This is a genomic window from Pantoea nemavictus (assembly GCF_037479095.1).
Taxonomy (GTDB): Bacteria; Pseudomonadota; Gammaproteobacteria; order Enterobacterales; family Enterobacteriaceae; genus Pantoea; species Pantoea nemavictus.
On the sequence record NZ_JBBGZW010000001.1, the window covers coordinates 1,354,464 to 1,373,386 of the forward strand.

The 18,923-nt window shown below is 54.3% G+C and carries 10 protein-coding genes, 1 tRNA gene and 1 pseudogene; 10 read left to right on the forward strand and 2 right to left on the reverse strand.

Annotated features, from left to right (window positions below; genetic code table 11):
- Nucleotides 1-7 precede the first annotated feature (7 nt).
- Nucleotides 8-8,983: a two-partner secretion domain-containing protein gene (locus WH298_RS06100; protein WP_180822459.1), complete on the forward strand. Its 8,976-nt coding sequence runs from the start codon at nt 8-10 to the stop codon at nt 8,981-8,983.
- Nucleotides 8,980-9,327: an immunity 8 family protein gene (locus tag WH298_RS06105; protein WP_180822460.1), complete on the forward strand. Its 348-nt coding sequence runs from the start codon at nt 8,980-8,982 to the stop codon at nt 9,325-9,327. The genes WH298_RS06100 and WH298_RS06105 overlap by 4 nt, the downstream gene beginning before the upstream one ends.
- A gap of 30 nt (nt 9,328-9,357) precedes the next feature.
- Here the strand turns inward: WH298_RS06105 and WH298_RS06110 are convergent, their stop codons facing one another.
- Nucleotides 9,358-9,639, reverse strand: a complete 282-nt coding sequence (locus WH298_RS06110) for a hypothetical protein (protein ID WP_180822461.1) — start codon at nt 9,637-9,639, stop codon at nt 9,358-9,360.
- Between the two features lie 135 nt (nt 9,640-9,774).
- Here WH298_RS06110 and WH298_RS06115 point away from each other — a divergent pair, with 135 nt between their 5' ends.
- From WH298_RS06115 to WH298_RS06150, 7 genes and pseudogenes are all read left to right on the forward strand, one after another.
- Entirely contained in the window at nt 9,775-11,661 is a 1,887-nt protein-coding gene (locus WH298_RS06115; RefSeq protein WP_422616025.1) for a VENN motif pre-toxin domain-containing protein, read from the forward strand.
- A gap of 4 nt (nt 11,662-11,665) precedes the next feature.
- The gene (locus WH298_RS06120; RefSeq protein ID WP_180822462.1) at nt 11,666-12,037 is read left to right on the forward strand and encodes a CDI toxin immunity protein; all 372 of its coding nucleotides are present in this window, start codon (nt 11,666-11,668) and stop codon (nt 12,035-12,037) included.
- 147 nt (nt 12,038-12,184) lie between these two features.
- Nucleotides 12,185-13,570, forward strand: a pseudogene (locus tag WH298_RS06125) (VENN motif pre-toxin domain-containing protein).
- Nucleotides 13,571-13,577: 7 nt separating this feature from the next.
- The gene (locus WH298_RS06130; protein WP_238344414.1) at nt 13,578-13,922 is read left to right on the forward strand and encodes a zinc ABC transporter substrate-binding protein; all 345 of its coding nucleotides are present in this window, start codon (nt 13,578-13,580) and stop codon (nt 13,920-13,922) included.
- A 740-nt stretch (nt 13,923-14,662) separates the two neighbouring features.
- Complete coding sequence (locus tag WH298_RS06135) at nt 14,663-15,238, forward strand: Ail/Lom family outer membrane beta-barrel protein (protein ID WP_180822463.1); 576 nt, start codon at nt 14,663-14,665, stop codon at nt 15,236-15,238.
- A 696-nt stretch (nt 15,239-15,934) separates the two neighbouring features.
- On the forward strand, nt 15,935-16,456 hold the full coding sequence (locus tag WH298_RS06145) for a DUF2778 domain-containing protein (protein ID WP_180823695.1): 522 nt from the start codon (nt 15,935-15,937) through the stop codon (nt 16,454-16,456).
- A 247-nt stretch (nt 16,457-16,703) separates the two neighbouring features.
- Nucleotides 16,704-17,195, forward strand: a complete 492-nt coding sequence (locus tag WH298_RS06150) for an Hcp family type VI secretion system effector (protein ID WP_180822464.1) — start codon at nt 16,704-16,706, stop codon at nt 17,193-17,195.
- 132 nt (nt 17,196-17,327) lie between these two features.
- On the opposite strand, the gene WH298_RS06155 is transcribed toward WH298_RS06150, so the two are convergent.
- Nucleotides 17,328-17,403 (reverse strand) — tRNA-Phe (locus WH298_RS06155).
- 195 nt (nt 17,404-17,598) lie between these two features.
- On the opposite strand from WH298_RS06155, the gene WH298_RS06160 reads away from it, so the two are divergent.
- Entirely contained in the window at nt 17,599-18,921 is a 1,323-nt protein-coding gene (locus WH298_RS06160; RefSeq protein WP_180822465.1) for a methyl-accepting chemotaxis protein, read from the forward strand.
- Nucleotides 18,922-18,923 lie beyond the last annotated feature (2 nt).

Genomic DNA, 18,923 nt, shown 5'->3' on the forward strand with positions numbered 1-18,923 from the left:
ACATCAGATGAACAAACTTCTCTATCGCATCATTTTTAACAAAGCGCGCGGCATGCTGATGGTGGTTGCCGATATCGCCCGCAGCGGCCAGGGCAAGCAGGCACGTGCACGCAGAACACAGCAGGCGGCCAGCCGGATCTGCGCCCTTTCAGCGCTGCGCTTCTCGCTACTGAGCGCGCTGGGCTGCGTTAGCGTACTGCCCGTTCAGGCGCAGATTGTGGCCAACGGCCAGGCGCCGGGCAACCAGCAGCCGACCGTGGTCAGCAGCGCCAACGGCACCACGCAGGTCAATATCCAGACGCCGAGCGCAGGCGGCGTATCGCGTAACAACTACAGCCAGTTTGATGTCGATCAGAAGGGCGTGATCCTCAATAACTCGCACGGCAATACAAAGACCCAGCTGGGCGGCATGGTCACCGGCAACCCGTGGCTGGCGCGCGGCGAAGCCAGCGTGATCCTCAACGAGGTGAATTCGCGCAATCCGAGCCAGCTCAACGGCTACGTGGAAGTGGCTGGTAAAAAGGCGCAGGTGGTGATTGCCAATCCGTCCGGTATTACCTGCGACGGCTGCGGCTTTATCAACGCCAACCGCGCCACGCTGACCACCGGTCAGGCGCAGGTGAATAACGGCAACCTGACGGGTTATCAGGTCAGCGGCGGTGAGATTGTCATCAACGGCAAAGGACTGGATTCACGCAGTCAGGATTACACCGACATCATCGCCCGCACCGTGAAGGTCAACGCTGGCGTCTGGGCTAATGATTTGAAAGTGACCACCGGTCTCAATCAGGTGGATGCCGCGCATGAAACGCTGACGGCAACGCAGGCCGATGCCGCCCGCCGCCCACAGGTGGCGCTCGACGTGGCGGCGCTGGGCGGCATGTACGCCAGCAAAATTCGCCTGATTGGCACCGAACAGGGCGTCGGCGTGCGCAACGCCGGTGCGCTGGGCGCTACGGCGGGCAACTTTACGCTCACCAGCGATGGGCGCATTGAGAACAGCGGCAGCATCAACGGCGCGCAGGATATTGCGCTGACCAGCCAGGCCGACATCCGCAACAGCGGCACGGTTTACGCGCAGCGCGACAGCCAGCTGCAGGCCGCGGGCGGGCTGAGCAATCAGGGCGTGATCGGAGCCGCAGGCAATAACCGCATTCAGGCGGCATCGCTCAGTAACACCAGCAGCGGCGTGCTGGCCGCCGGTATGAAAGCCGACGGCTCGCTCGGTTCTCAGGGCGACCTGAACCTGACCACGCGCGGCCAGCTCACCAGCAACGGTCGTAATCTGGCGGCGGGTAATCTGAACGCGCAAGGCACGGCGGTTGATCTCAGCGGCAGCCAGACCTATGGCAACAATATCAACCTGACCGCCAGCACTGGCGACGTCAGCACGCGCAGCGCCACGGTCGAGGCGAAGAACAGCCTGCGCGCCAGCAGCAAAAGGCGCATCAACAATGACGGCGGCAAAATCCAGGCGGACAAACTGGAGCTGACCGCCCCGCTGCTCTCCAACCGCCAGGGCGTGCTCAGCCAGCTGGGTGAAAGCGATCTGCTGCTGTCGCACGCGGCGGGGATCGACAACACCAGCGGCACCATTGCCAGCAACGGCACCAACCTGACGCTGAACACCGGGGTGCTGGATAACGGCTCAGGCAGGATTCAGCACGCGGGCAGCGGCCAGCTGAACATCAATGCCAGCACGCTGAACGGCAGCCAGGGCAGTGTTATCACCAACGGTGGATTAGCACTGCGCGGCGATGCGCTCAACCTTGACGGCGCTACCACCGCCGCTACGCAGATCCGCATTGATGCAGGCAGCCTTTCGCATCGTCAGGGTGAGATGGTGCAGAGCAGCAACGGCGTGATGACTATCAACGTAGTGTCGGCGCTGGATAACAGCAGCGGGAAAATTGCCGGTAATGGCGATGTGAATCTGCATGCCGGTTCCCTGAATAACCTGAAAGGCCAGGTTATTGCCGCCGGCTCCGGTTCGCTGAATGCCGCTATTGCGCAGAAGCTGGATAACCACAGCGGCACGCTGGCGGCCAGCCAGAACCTGACCGTCAATGCAGAAACGCTTGATAACACTGCGGGTGCCATCAGCGCGGTGGCGGGCAACACCCAACTGACCAGCCAGACGCTGAACAACAGCACGGGTAAGATTAACGCCGGTCAGACGCTGTCGGTGACCAGCAACGGCCTGAACAACAGCGACGGGCTGCTTACTGGCGCAACCACCACGCTGCAGCTCGGCAGCGGCACGCTGAATAATCAGCACGGCGTGATTGCCGCCGCTGAACAGCTCAACGTCAGCAGCGGCTTGTTCGACAACACCGCCGGGCTGGTGCAGAGCCAGGGCGATGCGCGCATCAACACTAATGGTAACGCCTTTATCAACCGCGACAGCGGCACCGATGACGGCGTTATTGCGCTCGGTTCGCTGACACTCAATTATGGCCTGCTGGATAACCGCAGCGGCGTGATTAACGCGCAGGATCTGAACCTGTTCAACGGCGATATCAATAATCAGCAGGGATTGCTGGCGGCGCAGAACGCCCTGAACATCACAGCAGGCAACATTGATAACCAGCAGGGAAATCTGATTGCCGGACAGGCGCTGCAGCTGCGCAGCAATGAGCTGCTCAACGCCGATGGCTTGATCATGAGCAGCGGCCCGGCAGCGCTTGCCACCGCTAATCTGGATAACCGCCAGGGGAAAATCGGCGCGGTGGGAGATTTAACGCTCAACACGCAACGCCTGCAAAACGATAACGGCGGGCTGATTCAGAGCGGTGCGGCGCTGAGTATCGACACCAACGGCCAGCGGCTGAGCAACACCAACAGCGGCGACAGCGGCGGCCTGATCAGCCAGGGCGATATGCATCTGGTTGCTGGCGAGCTGGATAACCAGCACGGTGCGCTGCTGGCATCCGGGGCCATCAACCTTGCGTCCGGAGAGTTTCTGAACCAGTTCGGACAAATCACCGGGCTCGGCGGCATCACCGCGCAAACGCAGGCGGTCAATAACCAGCAGGGCAATATTCAGTCCGGCGGCGTGCTTGACTGGAATACGCAGGGCAACGCCTTCAACAATGCCGACGGCCTGCTCAGCGCTCAGGGCGATTTCACCCTGCGCAGCGGCGATCTGAACAATCGCGCAGGCCAGGTGATTTCCGGCAGCGATCTTACCCTCAGCAGCGCGGATATCGACAACACCGACGGCACGCTGGCCAGCAAAGACGATTTCGCTCTCGTCGCCAGCACGCTGACCAACCTGCGCGGCGCGGTGCAGGCCGCCGGTAATATGGTGATGACGCTGGTGAACAGCTTTACCAACCAGGGCAACGTGCAGGCCAATGGCGACCTGACGCTTGCCAGTGGCGGCGACATCCGCAATGAAAAGCTGATTCAGGCCGGGGAAACGCTGCACGTCAGCGCCGCCAATCTGGTTAACCTGCAGGACGCCGAGCTCAGCGGCTACACCACCCTGCTCGACGCCAGCGACACGCTGACCAACTACGGCCTGATTGACGGCTATAACACCCGCCTGAACGGCGAGACCGTCAGCAACATCGGCAGCGGACGCATCTACGGCGATTTCCTCAGCATCCAGGCGGGCACGCTGAACAACCTCGCGCAGGACGGTGTGGCGGCGACGATTGCCGCGCGTCAGCGTCTGGATCTCGGCGTCGGCACGCTCAACAACCGCGATCACGCGCTGATCTACAGCGACGGCGTGATGAGCATTGGCGGCACACTCGACGCTAATGGACAAGCCACCGGACAGGCAGGAACCCTCAATAACCACAGCGCCACCATCGAATCCGCCGGCGATATGCTGCTCAACGTCGCCAGCCTGAACAACATCAACGACAACTTTGAAACCGAACTGGTTGAGGTCTCACGCGAAAACATCGAGGAGTACCAGGTATCCGGCAATGCCAACCGCTACGGCCGCGATGAGGTCAGTTTCGAGCACAAAGAAGTCGATTTCGTGCTGACGCCTGATTATCCATGGCAGCAAAACGATATTAACGACAACTGGTATCGCTACCAATACGAGCGCACCGTTGACGAAACGCGGATTAAAACCAGCGATCCGGGCCGGATTATCGCGGGCGGCAATCTGACGATTAACGCGGATAACGTCCTCAACGATAAGAGCCAGATCGTCGCCGGAAACAATCTGGTGATTAACGCCGACACGCTCGACAACGTGGAGGTGGCCGGTGAACGGCACATCACCGACGTCGGCACCGCTTTCCACTACTGGCGCATCCACGAGAAAGGTGGCGACAGCCAGGGCAGAAGCACGGCGGATTACACTCCGCCCACCGTTATCCAGAGCATTACCTTAAAACCCAGCACTATAGAGGAACATCAAAAAGCGGAAGGCAGCGGTCTGGTGATTGATAACCGGACGGGCGGTAGCGTGGGCGATATCTCGCTGGGTGATTTGAGTGCCGGTGCAGCGTTCAATCCTGGTAACGCGGTATTGCTGCCGCCGGGTAAAACCTTTGAAGTGCCGGTGAATACGGCAGCGGATGGCGATGCGGCCAGCAGCGTGATCCGCACCCAGGGGCCGAATACGCGCCTGCCGGATAACAGCCTGTACAAAACCAACCCGACTGGCGGTGATTACCTGATCGAAACCGATCCGCGCTTCACCAACACGCAGAAGTGGCTGGGTTCTGATTACATGATGCAGGCGTTCGTTACCAATCCGGATAATGTGCACAAGCGCCTCGGCGATGCTTACTACGAGCAGAATCTAATTCGCCAGCAGATGATTAATTTAACCGGCCAGCGCTATCTGGATGGCTACGACAGCGACCAGGAACAGTACAAAGCGCTGATGGATGCCGGTATCGCCTTCGGTAAGCAGTTTAATCTGCTGCCGGGCATGGCGCTGACCGCCGAACAGATGAGCCTGATGACCGGCGACATGGTGTGGCTGGTGACGCAAACCGTAACGCTGCCGGATGGCAGCCAGCAGCAGGTGCTGGTGCCGCAGCTGTTTGCTAAGGTGCAGCCGGGCGACCTTGACGGCAGCGGCGCGCTGCTGGCCGGGAAAAATGTCAGCCTCAACCTGAGCGGCGATCTGAACAACAGCGGACGCATTAACGCGCGCGCTAATACCCAGGTGGTGGCCGACAATATCAATAATCTCGGCGGGCTGATTCAGGGCGACAGCATCGGTTTACAGGCGCGCACCGACATCAACAACTTTGGCGGCGTGCTGAAAGGCACCTCCGCGCTCACCGCGCTGGCCGGGCGCGACATTAATGTCACCACCGCCACCCGCACGGCTGAAAGCGCCGACGGCAACTTTGCCCGCACCAGCCTCGATAGCATCGCCGGTATCTACGTCGAAAAAGGCGACGGCACGCTGGCGCTGCAGGCCGGACGCGACGTTAACCTCACCGCCGCGCAGGTGGTGAACAGCAGCGAAAATGGCAGCACGGTAATCAGCGCCGGACGCGATTTGAACCTGAACGCCGTCACCACCGGCAGCCGCGACGATCTCAACTTCGACGGCAGCAACTGGCTGCATCAGTCCTCATCGACCCAGCTGGGAACGGAGATTGCCGGCAAGGGCAACATTGGTCTCGCGGCGGGTAATAACCTGCTGGCAACGGCGGCGAACGTCAGCGCAGGTAACCAGCTGGCGCTGAGCGCGGGTAATGATTTGAGCATCGTCAGCGGCGAATCGCGCACGCAGATGGATGAGCACACGAAAGCCAGCGGCAGCAGCGGCATCGCCTCAAAGAGCACCCGCGAAACCTACACCACCCTTGACGCGCGCACGTCGGTGGGCAGCTCGCTCTCCGGCGACAGCGTGCAGATGCTGGCCGGTCACGACCTGCTGGTTAAGGGCAGCGACGTGGCGGGAACGCAGGACGTGCGGCTGGCGGCGGGCAATAACCTCACCGTCACCAGCGCTGCCGAACAGCGCGACGAGTCGCGCATGATTCAGGAGAAGAAATCGGGCCTGTCCGGCACCGGCGGCATCGGCGTCAGCTACGGCAGCAACGCGCAGAAGTCCACCACCACCACGCACACCGACAGCGTGCGCGGCAGCACCGTCGGCAGCGTGCAGGGCAACCTGACGATGCAGGCGGGCAGCGACCTGCTGCTGCACGGCTCGGACGCCATCGCCGGTAAAGACCTGACGCTTGCCGGCAAGAACGTCACGGTCAGCGCCGCTGAGCAGGGTCTGACGCAGCGCGACACCTATGAAACGAAACAGAGCGGCCTGACGCTGGCGCTCTCCGGCGTGGCGGGCGGCGCGCTGAACACGGCGGTCACCACCGCGAGGGACGCGCGCGAGGAGAGCAGCGGGCGGCTGCAGGCGCTGAAGGGCGTGCAGGCGGCGCTGACCGGCGTTCAGGCCGCGCAGGCCACCCAGCCGGGCGCGGCCAGCCAGGACAACGCCATCGGCGTCAGCCTCTCGTACGGCAGCCAGCAGTCGAAGTCTGAAACTAACCTGACGCAGCAAACCCATCAGGGCAGCACCCTCACCGCCGGCAATAACCTGAACGTTATCGCCGGTGCGGGCGACATCAGCGTGCAGGGCAGCCAGCTGCAGGCGGGCAAGGACGTGCTGCTGAACGCCAGCCGCGACATCAGCCTCACCTCCAGCCAGGAGACGGAGCGCTCGCGCGGCACTAACTCATCCAGCGGCGGCTCGCTGGGCGTGGGCTTTGGCACCAGTTCAGACGGCAGCGGCGGCGGCTTCAACGTCTCGGCGAGCATCAATAAGGGCAAAGGCCACGAGAACAGCGACAGCCTGAGCCACAGCGAAACCCAGGTCACCGCCGGCAACCGCGTGACGCTGGTGAGCGGACGCGACACCACGCTGACCGGCGCGCAGGTGAGCGGCGAGTCCATCAAAGCCGACGTGGGCCGCAACCTGACGCTGACCAGCGAGCAGGACAGCGCCACCTACGACGCGCAGCAGAAGAACAGCAGCGCGGGCGCCAGCTTCAGCTTCGGCTCCATGACCGGCTCGGCCAGCGTCAATATGAGTAAAGACAAAATGCACAGCGACTACAGGTCGGTGCAGGAGCAGACCGGCCTGCTGGCGGGCAAAGGCGGCTTCGACGTCACGGTGGGCGGCCACACACAGCTCAACGGTGCGGTTATCGGCTCGACCGCGGACGCCGGCCTGAACCGGCTCGACACCGGCACGCTCGGCTTCAGCGACATCCACAACAGCGCGGCGTTTAAAACCGAGCACCAGAGCGTCGGCATCAGCACCGGCCCGCTTGGCGGCACCGGCGGCGTCGGTATCGGCGCCATCGGCAGCCAGTTCGCCGGGAACCTGGCGAACAACCTGCAGACCGGTGCGAATAACTCGGGCAGCGCAGACAGCACCACGAAAGCGGCGGTGTCGGACGGCACGATTGTTATCCGCGACCAGGCGAGCCAGAAGCAGGACGTGGCCGACCTGAGCCGCGACGTGGAGAACGCTAACCCGGGACTGGGGCAAATCTTCGATAAGGAGAAAGAGCAGAACCGGCTCAAAGAGGCGCAGCTGATTGGCGAGATTGGCAACCAGGCGGCGGACATTGCCAGGACGCAGGGGCAGATTGCGGCAGCAAAAGCCGCAACCGACAAAATGAAGGACGTTACGCCCGAGCAGCTGCAGGCGGCGCAGGATGAGTGGAGCAAAGCCAACCCGGGCAAAACGCCAACGGCGGAGGACATCAGCGGCCAGGCGTACCAGAACTTCTATAACGAAGCCTTTACCAACAGCGGCTTTGGCACCGGCGGCAAGGTGCAGCAGGCTATCCAGGCCGCCACCGCGGCGGTTCAGGGGCTGGCGGGCGGCGACATCGGAAAAGCGCTGGCGGGCGGCTCTGCGCCCTATCTGGCAACGGTGGTTAAGAACACCGTCGGAGAAGACAATCCGGCCGCTAACCTGATGGCCCATGCGGCCATCAATGCGGCGCTGGCGCTGGCTAAGGGGGAAAACGCAGCAGCGGGAGCGGCAGGCGCGGCGATCGGCGAAGCGATGGGTATGATTGCCAAATCCTACTATGACAAGCCGGTCAGTGAACTGAGCGAAACCGAAAAACAGACGGTGAGCGCGCTGGCCACGCTGGCTGCGGGACTTGCGGGCGGCCTGGCTGGCGGCTCAACGGCGGATGCGGTTGCGGGCGCGCAGGCGGGTAAGACGACGGTGGAGAATAATGCGCTGAGTGACATTATTGAGAACAAAGCCTCCGGAATATCGCAGGAAGAGAAGTATCAGAATGCGCAGAATCAGCTGAAAGCTGCAGTGGAGGAATTTAAGACGCAAAACTGTACCGGAATTAGTCCTGATGCTTGTTCCGCTAAAATGGAAATACATCGCAATGAACTGCTAGCCGGTTTTGCGGCGGCGGGGCTGGATTTTGTTCCGGTGGTCGGCGATATCAAGAGTTTTGCGGAAGCACAGGGTGCGATAGATTATCTGGCGGCAATGGTCGGGATTATACCCGGAGCGGGCGATGTAGCCGCTAAGGCTATCAAAGGTGCTCAAGCGGCTCTGAAGAAAGGCGATGTGGCTGAAGCGTCGAAACTTATAAATCAGGCCAGTAATGAAGTATCAGCATATAACGTAGCGGCTTATCCTAAGTTGAAAGATGATCTGATAAAGCAGAATTTGGACAATATTGCAAAACAAGACTCAAGGTTAGCTGCAGTCGTTAAAGGTGATAATGGCAAGCTGAATTATGGTGTTGGAGCTGGGACACAAAAGGAAGCTACTCAACTGGGTAAGATATGGGTTGGTGATGGAGCAATACCAACAACCGATGGGAAAGGATTAGTTAGTTCTGATGGTTTAAGGGTATATCGTTACCCTGATACAAAACCAAACGCTCCAGAGCATTTAAACCCAACGGGTATACAAGCTAACTTTGAAACATACAAAATAAATCCATCAACTGGAGAGCGCGTACGTATCGGTAACGGCCATATGAGTATAAATAAATGAAAGCAGAATTAAGAACGTTAGGAAATGATTTATACGATCTGAATACATATATTCCAGAGGAAAATGATAACTTCATTATGTCATTAACTTTGACAATTGGTCCGGTGAATGAGGTAGGAAGCAATTTTTTTTATGTGAGAGTCTGCACCCCTGAATGGCTTTGTAAACATCAATGGGTACCGGAACTGATACGTCATACGCTGCTGGTACGTAAATATGATCTGGATGAGATAACAAAAATCATTACAGATTATATCGACCAGTGCGAAGGTGATGACTGGATGGACACAGCGCAAAAACTCTCTCGCGTCTTTGCCTGGGAATATGAAGACTATCAGCCTTAACTGATAAATCCCGCCCTTGTGGGCGGGATTTTACTTATACGTCAGCGAATTACTCTTCAGCCGCCAGCCAGATGTCAGTTGCTCTGGTTCGATAATTTTCTCTATCTTCTGCCGAGTATCAAATCTCAGCGCTGCCATCCCAAACCCCTTCAGAAAGTATGTGCTGGTGCCATAACTGTTTTCCAAAGTGCAAGTACATTCCGGCGCCCTTGACGAAAACGGCACGCCGCTGGTCAGGAAAACATCTACCTCAACGCCGTCACCACCGGCAGCCGCGATGACTTCAACTTCGACGACAGCAACTGGCTGCATCAGTCCTCGTCCACCCAGCCGGGAACGGAGATTGCCGGCAAGGGTAACGTTGGCCTCGCGGCGGGCAATAACCTGCTGGCAACGGCGGCGAACGTCAGCGCAGGTAACCAGCTGGCGCTGAGCGCTGGTAATGATTTGAGCATCGTCAGCAGCGAATCGCGCACGGAGATGGATGAGCACACGAAAGCCAGCGGCAGCGGCGGGTTTGACGTCACGGTCGGCGGGCACACACAGCTTAACGGCGCGGTGATTGGCTCGACGGCGGAGGCTGACAAAAACCGCCTCGACACCGGCACGCTGGGGTTCAGCGACATCCGCAACAGCGCGGAATATGAGGTTGAGCACCAGAGCGTAGGCGTCAGCTCCGGCGGCGGCATGACCGGCGCGGGCGGCCAGTTCGCGGGCAACATGGCCAGCAGCCTGCTGGTCGGAATGAACAGCAGCGGCAGCGACAGCTCAACCACCAAATCGGCGGTAAGCGACGGCACGATTGTTATTCGCGACAAGGACAACCAGAAGCAGAACGTGGACGACCTGAGCCGCGACGCCGAACACGCGAACCAGACGCTCTCCCCTATTTTCGACAAGGAGAAAGAGCAGAACCGGCTCAAAGAGGCGCAGCTGATTGGCGAGATTGGCAATCAGGCGGCAGACATTGCGCGCACGCAGGGGCAGATTGTCGCGGCTAAAGCCGCAGCCGACAAAATGAAGGACGTCACGCCGCAGCAGCTTCAGGCGGCGCAGGATGAGTGGAGCAAAGCCAACCCGGGCAAAACGCCAACGGCGGAGGACATCAGCGGCCAGGCGTACCAGAACTTCTTTAACGAAGCCTTTACCAACAGCGGCTTTGGCACCGGCGGCAAGGTGCAGCAGGCAATCCAGGCCGCCACCGCGGCGGTTCAGGGGCTGGCGGGTGGCGACATCGGCAAAGCGCTGGCGGGCGGTTCTGCGCCCTATCTGGCAACGGTGGTTAAGAACACCGTCGGAGAAGACAATCCGGCCGCATTGATGGCCCATGCGGCCATCAATGCGGCGCTGGCGCTGGCTAAAGGGGAAAACGCGGCAGCGGGAGCGGCAGGTGCGGCGGTCGGCGAAGCGATGGGTATGATTGCCAAATCCTACTATGACAAGCCGGTCAGCGAGCTGAGCGAAACGGAGAAGCAGACGGTGTCAGCTCTTGCTACGCTTGCTGCCGGGCTTGCGGGTGGGCTGGCAGGCGGCTCGACGGCGGATGCGGTTGCCGGGGCGCAGGCGGGTAAGACGACGGTGGAGAATAACTCACTGAGCGGAGATAAAGCCCGCGAAACGGTGAAACAGGCCGCTGAGTCACTGAAAAATCAGGTCAGGGATAAGCTGGGTCAAGGCACAACCTCCTCCATCGCTAATGGCATTATTAACGCCCTTGCCGATACCGGCGATGCGGCATTGGGAAGTGCGGATTACGCAGCGGATGCAGCAATGGCGCTGGCAGCATGTGCTGCAGGTGACAGTTACTGCGGTACGGCTCTGAATGACCTGTCCGGGAAGAATCAGGCGGTAGCAGACAACGTTAAAGCCCTGATGAACAGTGATACCTGGTCAGCAGTAGCCGACACAATCAAACAGGCATCAGAGGGCAATCAGGTAGCGCTGGAAGCCACGGGCGGTATGCTGGCCGGGATTATATTGCCAGGGAAGAAAATACCGGATGCAGCAAATCGAATTGAAACGATACTTAAAACTGAGAAAAACTGGGAAAGTGCACGAAATAAAGCATTGAATATTGTAGGTAGTTTGGGGGTTGACTCTAAACCTGTTATTGGTCGGTTAGAAGTGAGTGCAGGTAACGGGAAAGTTATTGGACGCCAGTCAGGTGATGGTAAAGTTGGCTGGCGTGTCGATTATGATCCTGAAAAGGGAACGCATATTAATATATGGGATTATTCTCAAGGAAAGGGCCCGGGAAAAGCAGTGAAGCAGGTCATACCTTTTGAAGGAAATGAAAAATCATTTGAAACCATATTAAAACAGTTAAACAGGTAGAAATATGAGTTTATTTAATGAGTGTAAAGAAGCTCTTAGCGATGATTTTAACGTGCTCGAAGGTCAGTCTGAAAAGGAAATCATCAATATTTTGTATCAGTTCCCACTATCTAATGGAAACATACTATGGGAAGAACTTGAATATGCAGATTTTGAAGATATAAATGCATTTATTGCAGCCAGTCAGAAAAATGAGTGTGTGTACATTTTTGCAGATGATATTGATGTGCCTGTTTTCAAAACTAATTTATTCTTGGTTGCTCAGAATATTTATGATGTTACTGCATTATCACCTAGACTGTTTATTTTTAACGATAAATTCATATTACAACCATTATTCCCAACTGAAATAATCCGGGTAGGGATAAAGAAATAAAAATGTTAAGTAAATCCTAGCCTTTATCAGCTGGGATTTCTTTGCCAGCTGTCCGATCCGTTGGTCGCTCGTTTCTTTATCTTTGCCATGATCTGAATAACCTCCAGCCTCTCGTACGGCAGCCAGCAGTCGAAGTCTGAAACTAACCTGACGCAGCAAACCCATCAGGGCAGCACCCTCACCGCCGGCAATAACCTGAACGTCATCGCCAGTGCGGGCAACATCAGCGTGCAGGGCAGCCAGCTGCAGGCGGGCAAGGATGTATTGCTGAACGCCAGCCGCGACATCAGCCTCACCTCCAGCCAGGAAACCGAGCGCTCGCGCGGCACTAACTCGTCGAGCGGCGGCTCGCTGGGCGTGGGCTTTGGCACCAGTTCAGACGCCACCGCGGCGGTTCAGGGGCTGGCGGGTGGCGACATCGGCAAAGCGCTGGCGGGCGGTTCTGCGCCCTATCTGGCAACGGTGGTTGAGAACACCGTCGGAGAAGACAATCCGGCCACTAACCTGATGGCCCATGCGGCCATCAATGCGGCGCTGGCGCTGGCTAAGGGGGAAAACGCAGCAGCGGGAGCGGCAGGTGCGGCGGTCGGCGAAGCGATGGGTATGATTGCCAAATCCTACTATGACAAGCCGGTCAGCGAGCTGAGCGAAACGGAGAAGCAGACGGTGTCAGCTCTTGCTACGCTTGCTGCCGGGCTTGCGGGTAGGCTGGCAGGCGGCTCGACGGCGGATGCGGTTGCCGGGGCGCAGGCGGGTAAGACCACGGTTGAGAATAATGCGCTGAGTGCCAGCCAGGCTCTAACCTTTGATAAGGAGTTGTCAGATTGCCAGAGATCCGGTGGTGACTGTCAGGGCGTTATTGATAAGTGGAAGCAGGTCAGCGACAAGCAGAGCACCGAAATCGACCAGAAGCTGAAGGATAATCCTCTGGAAGCCGTGGTGGTTGATAAAGAACTGGCCCAGGGCGGCATTGATATGACAGAGCGGCCCGGTTGGATAGGTAACCTTCCCGGTGTGGATGTGATGACCAGTGAGGAGGCTAAAGCTTACGTTCAGCAGTGGAACGGCCAGGATCTTGCGAATATTGATGTAAATAGCCCTGGCTGGACGAGTTTTGCGGCGTTTGCATCAGATCCTGAGAACCAGGCCGCAGTGGCATCACTGGGAATACTGGGCAAAGACCTTCTTAAGCTTGCTAAGGCAACCGTTTCGAATATAGTTCAAAGCGGTGTATCAACGGGCATAAAGAGTATGCAAACCGGACTGAGAAACCCTCAGCAAGTAGATCAGATAAAAAATGATATGACATCAGGAAATTATAGATTTAATGCTCCTGAAGGCCATATCGATGGATATATAGATAGTAAGGGAAATTATTATATATCTGAAGGTAACCATCGAATGGTAGCTGCTCAAGAAATATATAAAAAACAGGAGATAAATCTTACATAGATAAATTACTGCAAAACGGCTCATGGAACCAGAAAAAGAATGCTCCAGTAGGGGGCTAAACCTATGCCGACAAGGAAGTGATGATCTTATGGAGAATATTATCAATATGAAAAAGAATGAGATATATGTAAAAATGCTATCCCTTTCCCTGCCTTACATCAGAAATGTCCAGTCATTGGGTAAGAAAGACAAAGGGCAAGATACATCATGCTATTTTGAAGCTGAATTGGTGCATAACCTGATGCATACCCTGCTTATCACAGATTTTGTTGAGCATGATTTATGGTTTTTAAATAACCAAGCTAAATATTACTTTGATAAATGTAGCGAAGATATATCACCCAATTATAATCAGCATATAGAATATATTAAATCATTATTTAAAATGGTACCTGATAATTTAAGAACAAATCTGTTATGGCAAGGACCTTGATAAGTATCCCGAAAATATGAGCTGGAATTTTTATCAGTCAGTTATGACTCAAGGATAATCCACTAACTAAGAAGAATAGTGGTCGTGATGTGTATCGTGGACAGGACGAAAACCTTTATGCTCTCGATACGCAACATGGCCGATTTGAAGTTGTCAATCCAAAGGCAAACATTGAGGTAAAGCTGATTTTTCTATGGAAGTAAGAAAACCTGCCGATCCATCTGGCGGACATAACCTGAAGGTTAAATGATGGAATATATCAAACCACTAAATTATTAAGAGAAGTCTATCCGGCGAGGAAGTGTTTTTAGATTTCCTGCGGTGTGGCCATATGAAGATAATGTAGACTTTATGGTGAGTAAGAAATAATAGAATAAAAAAATACGCTGAGCGATTACTGCTATAACTTTCTTGATTTTCATTCTTTTAATTATTATCCGGTTAATTATGACTTACAGAATGATTTAATGAAACCTCCGATCTTAGCAACAAATATACTTGGGGCGTTTACAGCATCAACAACAAGACATATCTGTATATTTCAACCACACCAAAAAAAATAAGACAATACTTAAATAGAACAAGTAATAAATGCACTTAACCCTAACTAACCAAGAGAAGAAAAGCAGACAGGCATCTCAAAATTTCACGATATTTATTGAATTCACCTTGTCATCAACTGTAGTTTTAATATTCACAGAAAGCGCAACTGTGAGTAACTTGTTAATTAAGGATGATTTATGAAGTACACCATAGTATCTCTGGCTTTTTTAGCTGCAATGACTACCTCAGCTGTTGTTAAAGCAGATAATCACACCATCACCCTGGGTTATGCACAAAGTAAGGTGAAGGATTTCAAAGACATTCACGGTGTGAATGCGAAATATCGTTATGAATGGAATTCGCCGCTGAGTATTATCACTTCATTTACCTATATGAAGGGTAGTGATGACAGCAGCTATTTAGCAGCTAAAGACATTATCGATCGTCATGCAGATGCAAAATATTACTCTCTGGCAGTAGGCCCGGCTTACAGAATTAACAGTATAATTAGTGTTTATGGCCTGGTTGGATTTAACCATAGCAAAGTTAATTATAATTATGACTGGAAAAACTATGGTGGAGGGAGTTATACCGACTTGGGAAATATCAGTGCTAGCGGTAAATCTACCAACTTCATGTACGGTGCTGGTGTGCAAATTAATCCATGGAATAGTCTGACAATAGATATTGGATATGAAGGCTCTAAAGCCAGCTACGAAAATAAGGATTATGCAATTAATGGATTCAATATTGGTGTGGGATATCGATTTTAAGTCGATTGAACAAAGCGCTATTTATTGAATAATAGCGGATAGAATCCGGCTTGATACCGGGTTCTATCCGCTCACACGGTTTCAGGATCAAAAAAGATTACAATGTCAACAGATTCCAATTTACCAAGGTTAAGCGGCTGACCTTTAAATCGTTGCTGAATACAACCCTTCTTAGCCCACTTCTACTGGCAAAAAAAATTATTCAAACGTGAGTCAGAACAATCTTTCCCTGGATATTTCCCCAGCCAGCGCGCTCATGTGCGGCGTAAACTTCTGCCAGCGGATAGATGCTTTCAACAACTACACTAATTATGCCCTTCTAAAGTAATTTCTCTGCTTCCGCCAGCTGTCTGCCGCTGGAGCGCACCTGTGTTGTGTAGCCAATTCTCTGGCACCAATAAGTATCTGCCAAATGATTGGTTCTGCCGGTTTTCCCAGAATGCATTCATTTATACTGAAACCATTCCAGTTGAATTTCATTCTCACTTTAGACGTGCTGCGCAATTACCACAGGCTTCACTAATCAGTGAACAAGTTACATATATAGCTATTAAAAGTTTGGATTTTGTCCGCAACTCAAAAAAACATTACTTCCCAACGTTAGTTAAACCCATAAGAAACGCTAATAATTAGTTTCTCTAAATCCTATTCGCTGTTACTATCACACACAGTTATTACATGGATATCGAAGGAACGATGGCACTAAATGGAACACTGATTCTGAACGGCGCGGATTATGTACCGTTCAACATTTATGGCGTGGGCGTTTTTATGGCGTTCTCAGGAAAAGGCGTTTATATGAATAATGCCGCATGTGGCGCAATTCCCAATGAAGGGCCCATACCACCGGGTAAATACTGGATTGTCGAGCGCGGCGGAGGCGGGATTTTATCGTGGTTAAAAGCACAGTCTCAGGATCTTTATAACCGCATTTATAACGGTGCTGAGTTTGGTCGTGATGAGTGGTTTGCTTTGTTTAGGGATGACTGGACTATTGATGATGATTCCTGGATTGAGGGAGTCAAACGCGGATTGTTCAGGCTTCATCCAGGCCGCGTATCAGAGGGATGCATTACTTTGGTTCATAACTCAGATTACGCACTGATTCGCGACGCATTAATGCAGACTTCACCTATGCAGGTTCCCTGTATGAAATCCCTGATGGCACGTGGATGGATTGAGGTAATTGCCAGTGGCAATAACAACATTTGTCCGTAGGACATCAAAAGTTATTTTCTATTTCGCTATTTCACTGATTACCGGGCGAATAATAGGCAACCCTGAAATATGGTTGGATCATAACTTAGCTACTCGCATCGCTAAATTTATTTATGGTGATGGCGAAATAGGAGCGGATAACTTCTACGACCTTTATTTTTATATATCCGTAATTTGTGTCTTGTCTATAACTACTGTTATTTACATCTCAACAATGAAGTTATTACAAAAAATAAGGAGCAATTAAATGCCAATCCCTCCGTACATGTGGCTCAAAGACGATGGCGGTGTAGACATCAGAGGCTCTGTCGATGTTCATGAGCGCGAAGGTAGTATTGAGATCATCGGCTTAAGTCACGGCATCAACCTCCCGGTAGATACTGCCAACGGCAAAATCACGGGTACTCGCCAACATTCATCAATGCGTATTGAAAAGGAAGTGGATAGCTCAACGCCCTATCTTTATAAAGCCGCTGCTACCGGGCAGACATTAAAGAGCGCCGAGATCCGCTTTTACAATATTAGCGATGCTGGGCAAGAGGTTTGCTACTACACGGTGCTACTGGAAAACGTGAAGATTACTGGCGTTCACTGCGGTGTTCCCAATGTGAAACTATCGGGCAACGATAAAATGAATCACTCAGAAAGCGTTAGCATGCAGTATGAAAAAATCACCTGGCGCATCGTTGTTGGCAACATCCAGTACACGAATGCATGGAACGAACGTCCTACTGCTTAACAGAACGCGAGTTACCTCTGGCGATACAGATGCTCAATTTCCGCTTTGAGTCGCAATCGTCGAGCGTTTGTTTGAAGAGTGATGAATCGCAGAAAAGCAAAAACCCAGCCATAAGCTGGGTTTTCTAAATGTTGGTGCCCGGACGCGGAATCGAACCACGGACACGGGGATTTTCAATCCCCTGCTCTACCGACTGAGCTATCCGGGCAACGGGGCGCATTAAACCTTACTGGCGCGGCACCGTCAAACGCTTTTCGGCAAAAATTGACTGACTGATGCCTTTTAAAGCAACCGCCAGACCAACCGGTAAAAAATCATTCTACCTATCGCAGTTATCGATGAATTTTTAATCGCTTGTGCCGATAACCGTGCTGACATCTCATACCAATAATTAAGGTGCACCATGTTCAGCACAATTACATCAGGAATCCTGTCGCGCCTTGCGTGGCAGAAACGCGGTCATAGCCTGGCAACGCTCAATTCGTTGCAGGACGCTATCGCCATGGTCGAATTCACCCCCGAAGGCAAAATTCTCACCGCCAACGATCTGTTTCTTGAGCGCATGGGTTATACGCTCAAAGAGATCGTCGGCCAGCATCACAGCCTGTTTTGCACCGCCGATCAGATCACCTCTCCGCACTATCGCGACTTCTGGCGGCGCCTGAATCGTGGCGAAGGTTTTAGCGACAAATTCCTGCGCGTGGCAAAACACAGCCGTCCCATCTGGCTGGAAGCCAACTATGTGCCGGTGCAGGATCGCAGCGGTCGCGTGATTAAAATCGTCAAGCTGGCGAGCGATATCACCGCGCGCATTATGGATGCGCAGGAGCAGCGCGCGATGACCACCGCCATAGAGCGCTCCATGGCGGTGATTGCCTTCAACTTGCAGGGCGAAGTGTTGATGACCAACGACAACTTCCTGAAAACCATGGGCTACAGCGCGACGGAAGTAGTTGGCGTGCATCACCGCCAGTTCTGTCCGCCAGAGATGCGTGCCAGCGACGAGTATCGCCGCTTCTGGCACAAGCTCAATCAGGGCGAATTTATCTCCGGTCAGTTTCAGCGCGTGAATAAACGTGGCCAAACGGTGTGGTTGCGCGCCACCTACAACCCGGTGTTTAACGAAGCCGGCGAGCTGTACAAAGTGGTGAAGTTCGCCACCGATGTCACCGCGCAGGTAGAGAAGAATCAGCTGGAGCGCGAAGCGGCGCAGCAGGCGTATCAAACCGCGCTGCAAACCAGCGAAAGCACGCGACTGGGTGCGACGGTGATTGAAAACAGCGTGCAGACCATGAACGATCTGGCTGGCGAACTGCACGGTATTTCCGGCGATATCAGTAATCTGAGCGACTCATCCGATCGCATTGGCGCCATCGTCGAAAGCATTCGCCGCATCGCCGATCAAACTAATCTGCTGGCGCTCAACGCGGCGGTAGAAGCGGCGCGCGCCGGTCAGCACGGTCGCAGCTTCGCCGTGGTGGCCAACGAAGTGCGTACGCTGGCGGCGAACATCAACCGCGCTACCACCGAGATTGAGAATATGGTGCAGCAGAACCACACATTGGCGGAGAAAGCGCTGAAAGGCATTGCATCTAACCTGAAACGCGCCGATCAAGGCGTGGTGTTAGCGCAGGAAGCGGGCGGCATGATGGCCGATATTCGCGGCAGTTCCAGCGAAGTGGTGCGCGCCATCGGCCACGTTACGGATGCATTGAAAGAGGACTAATT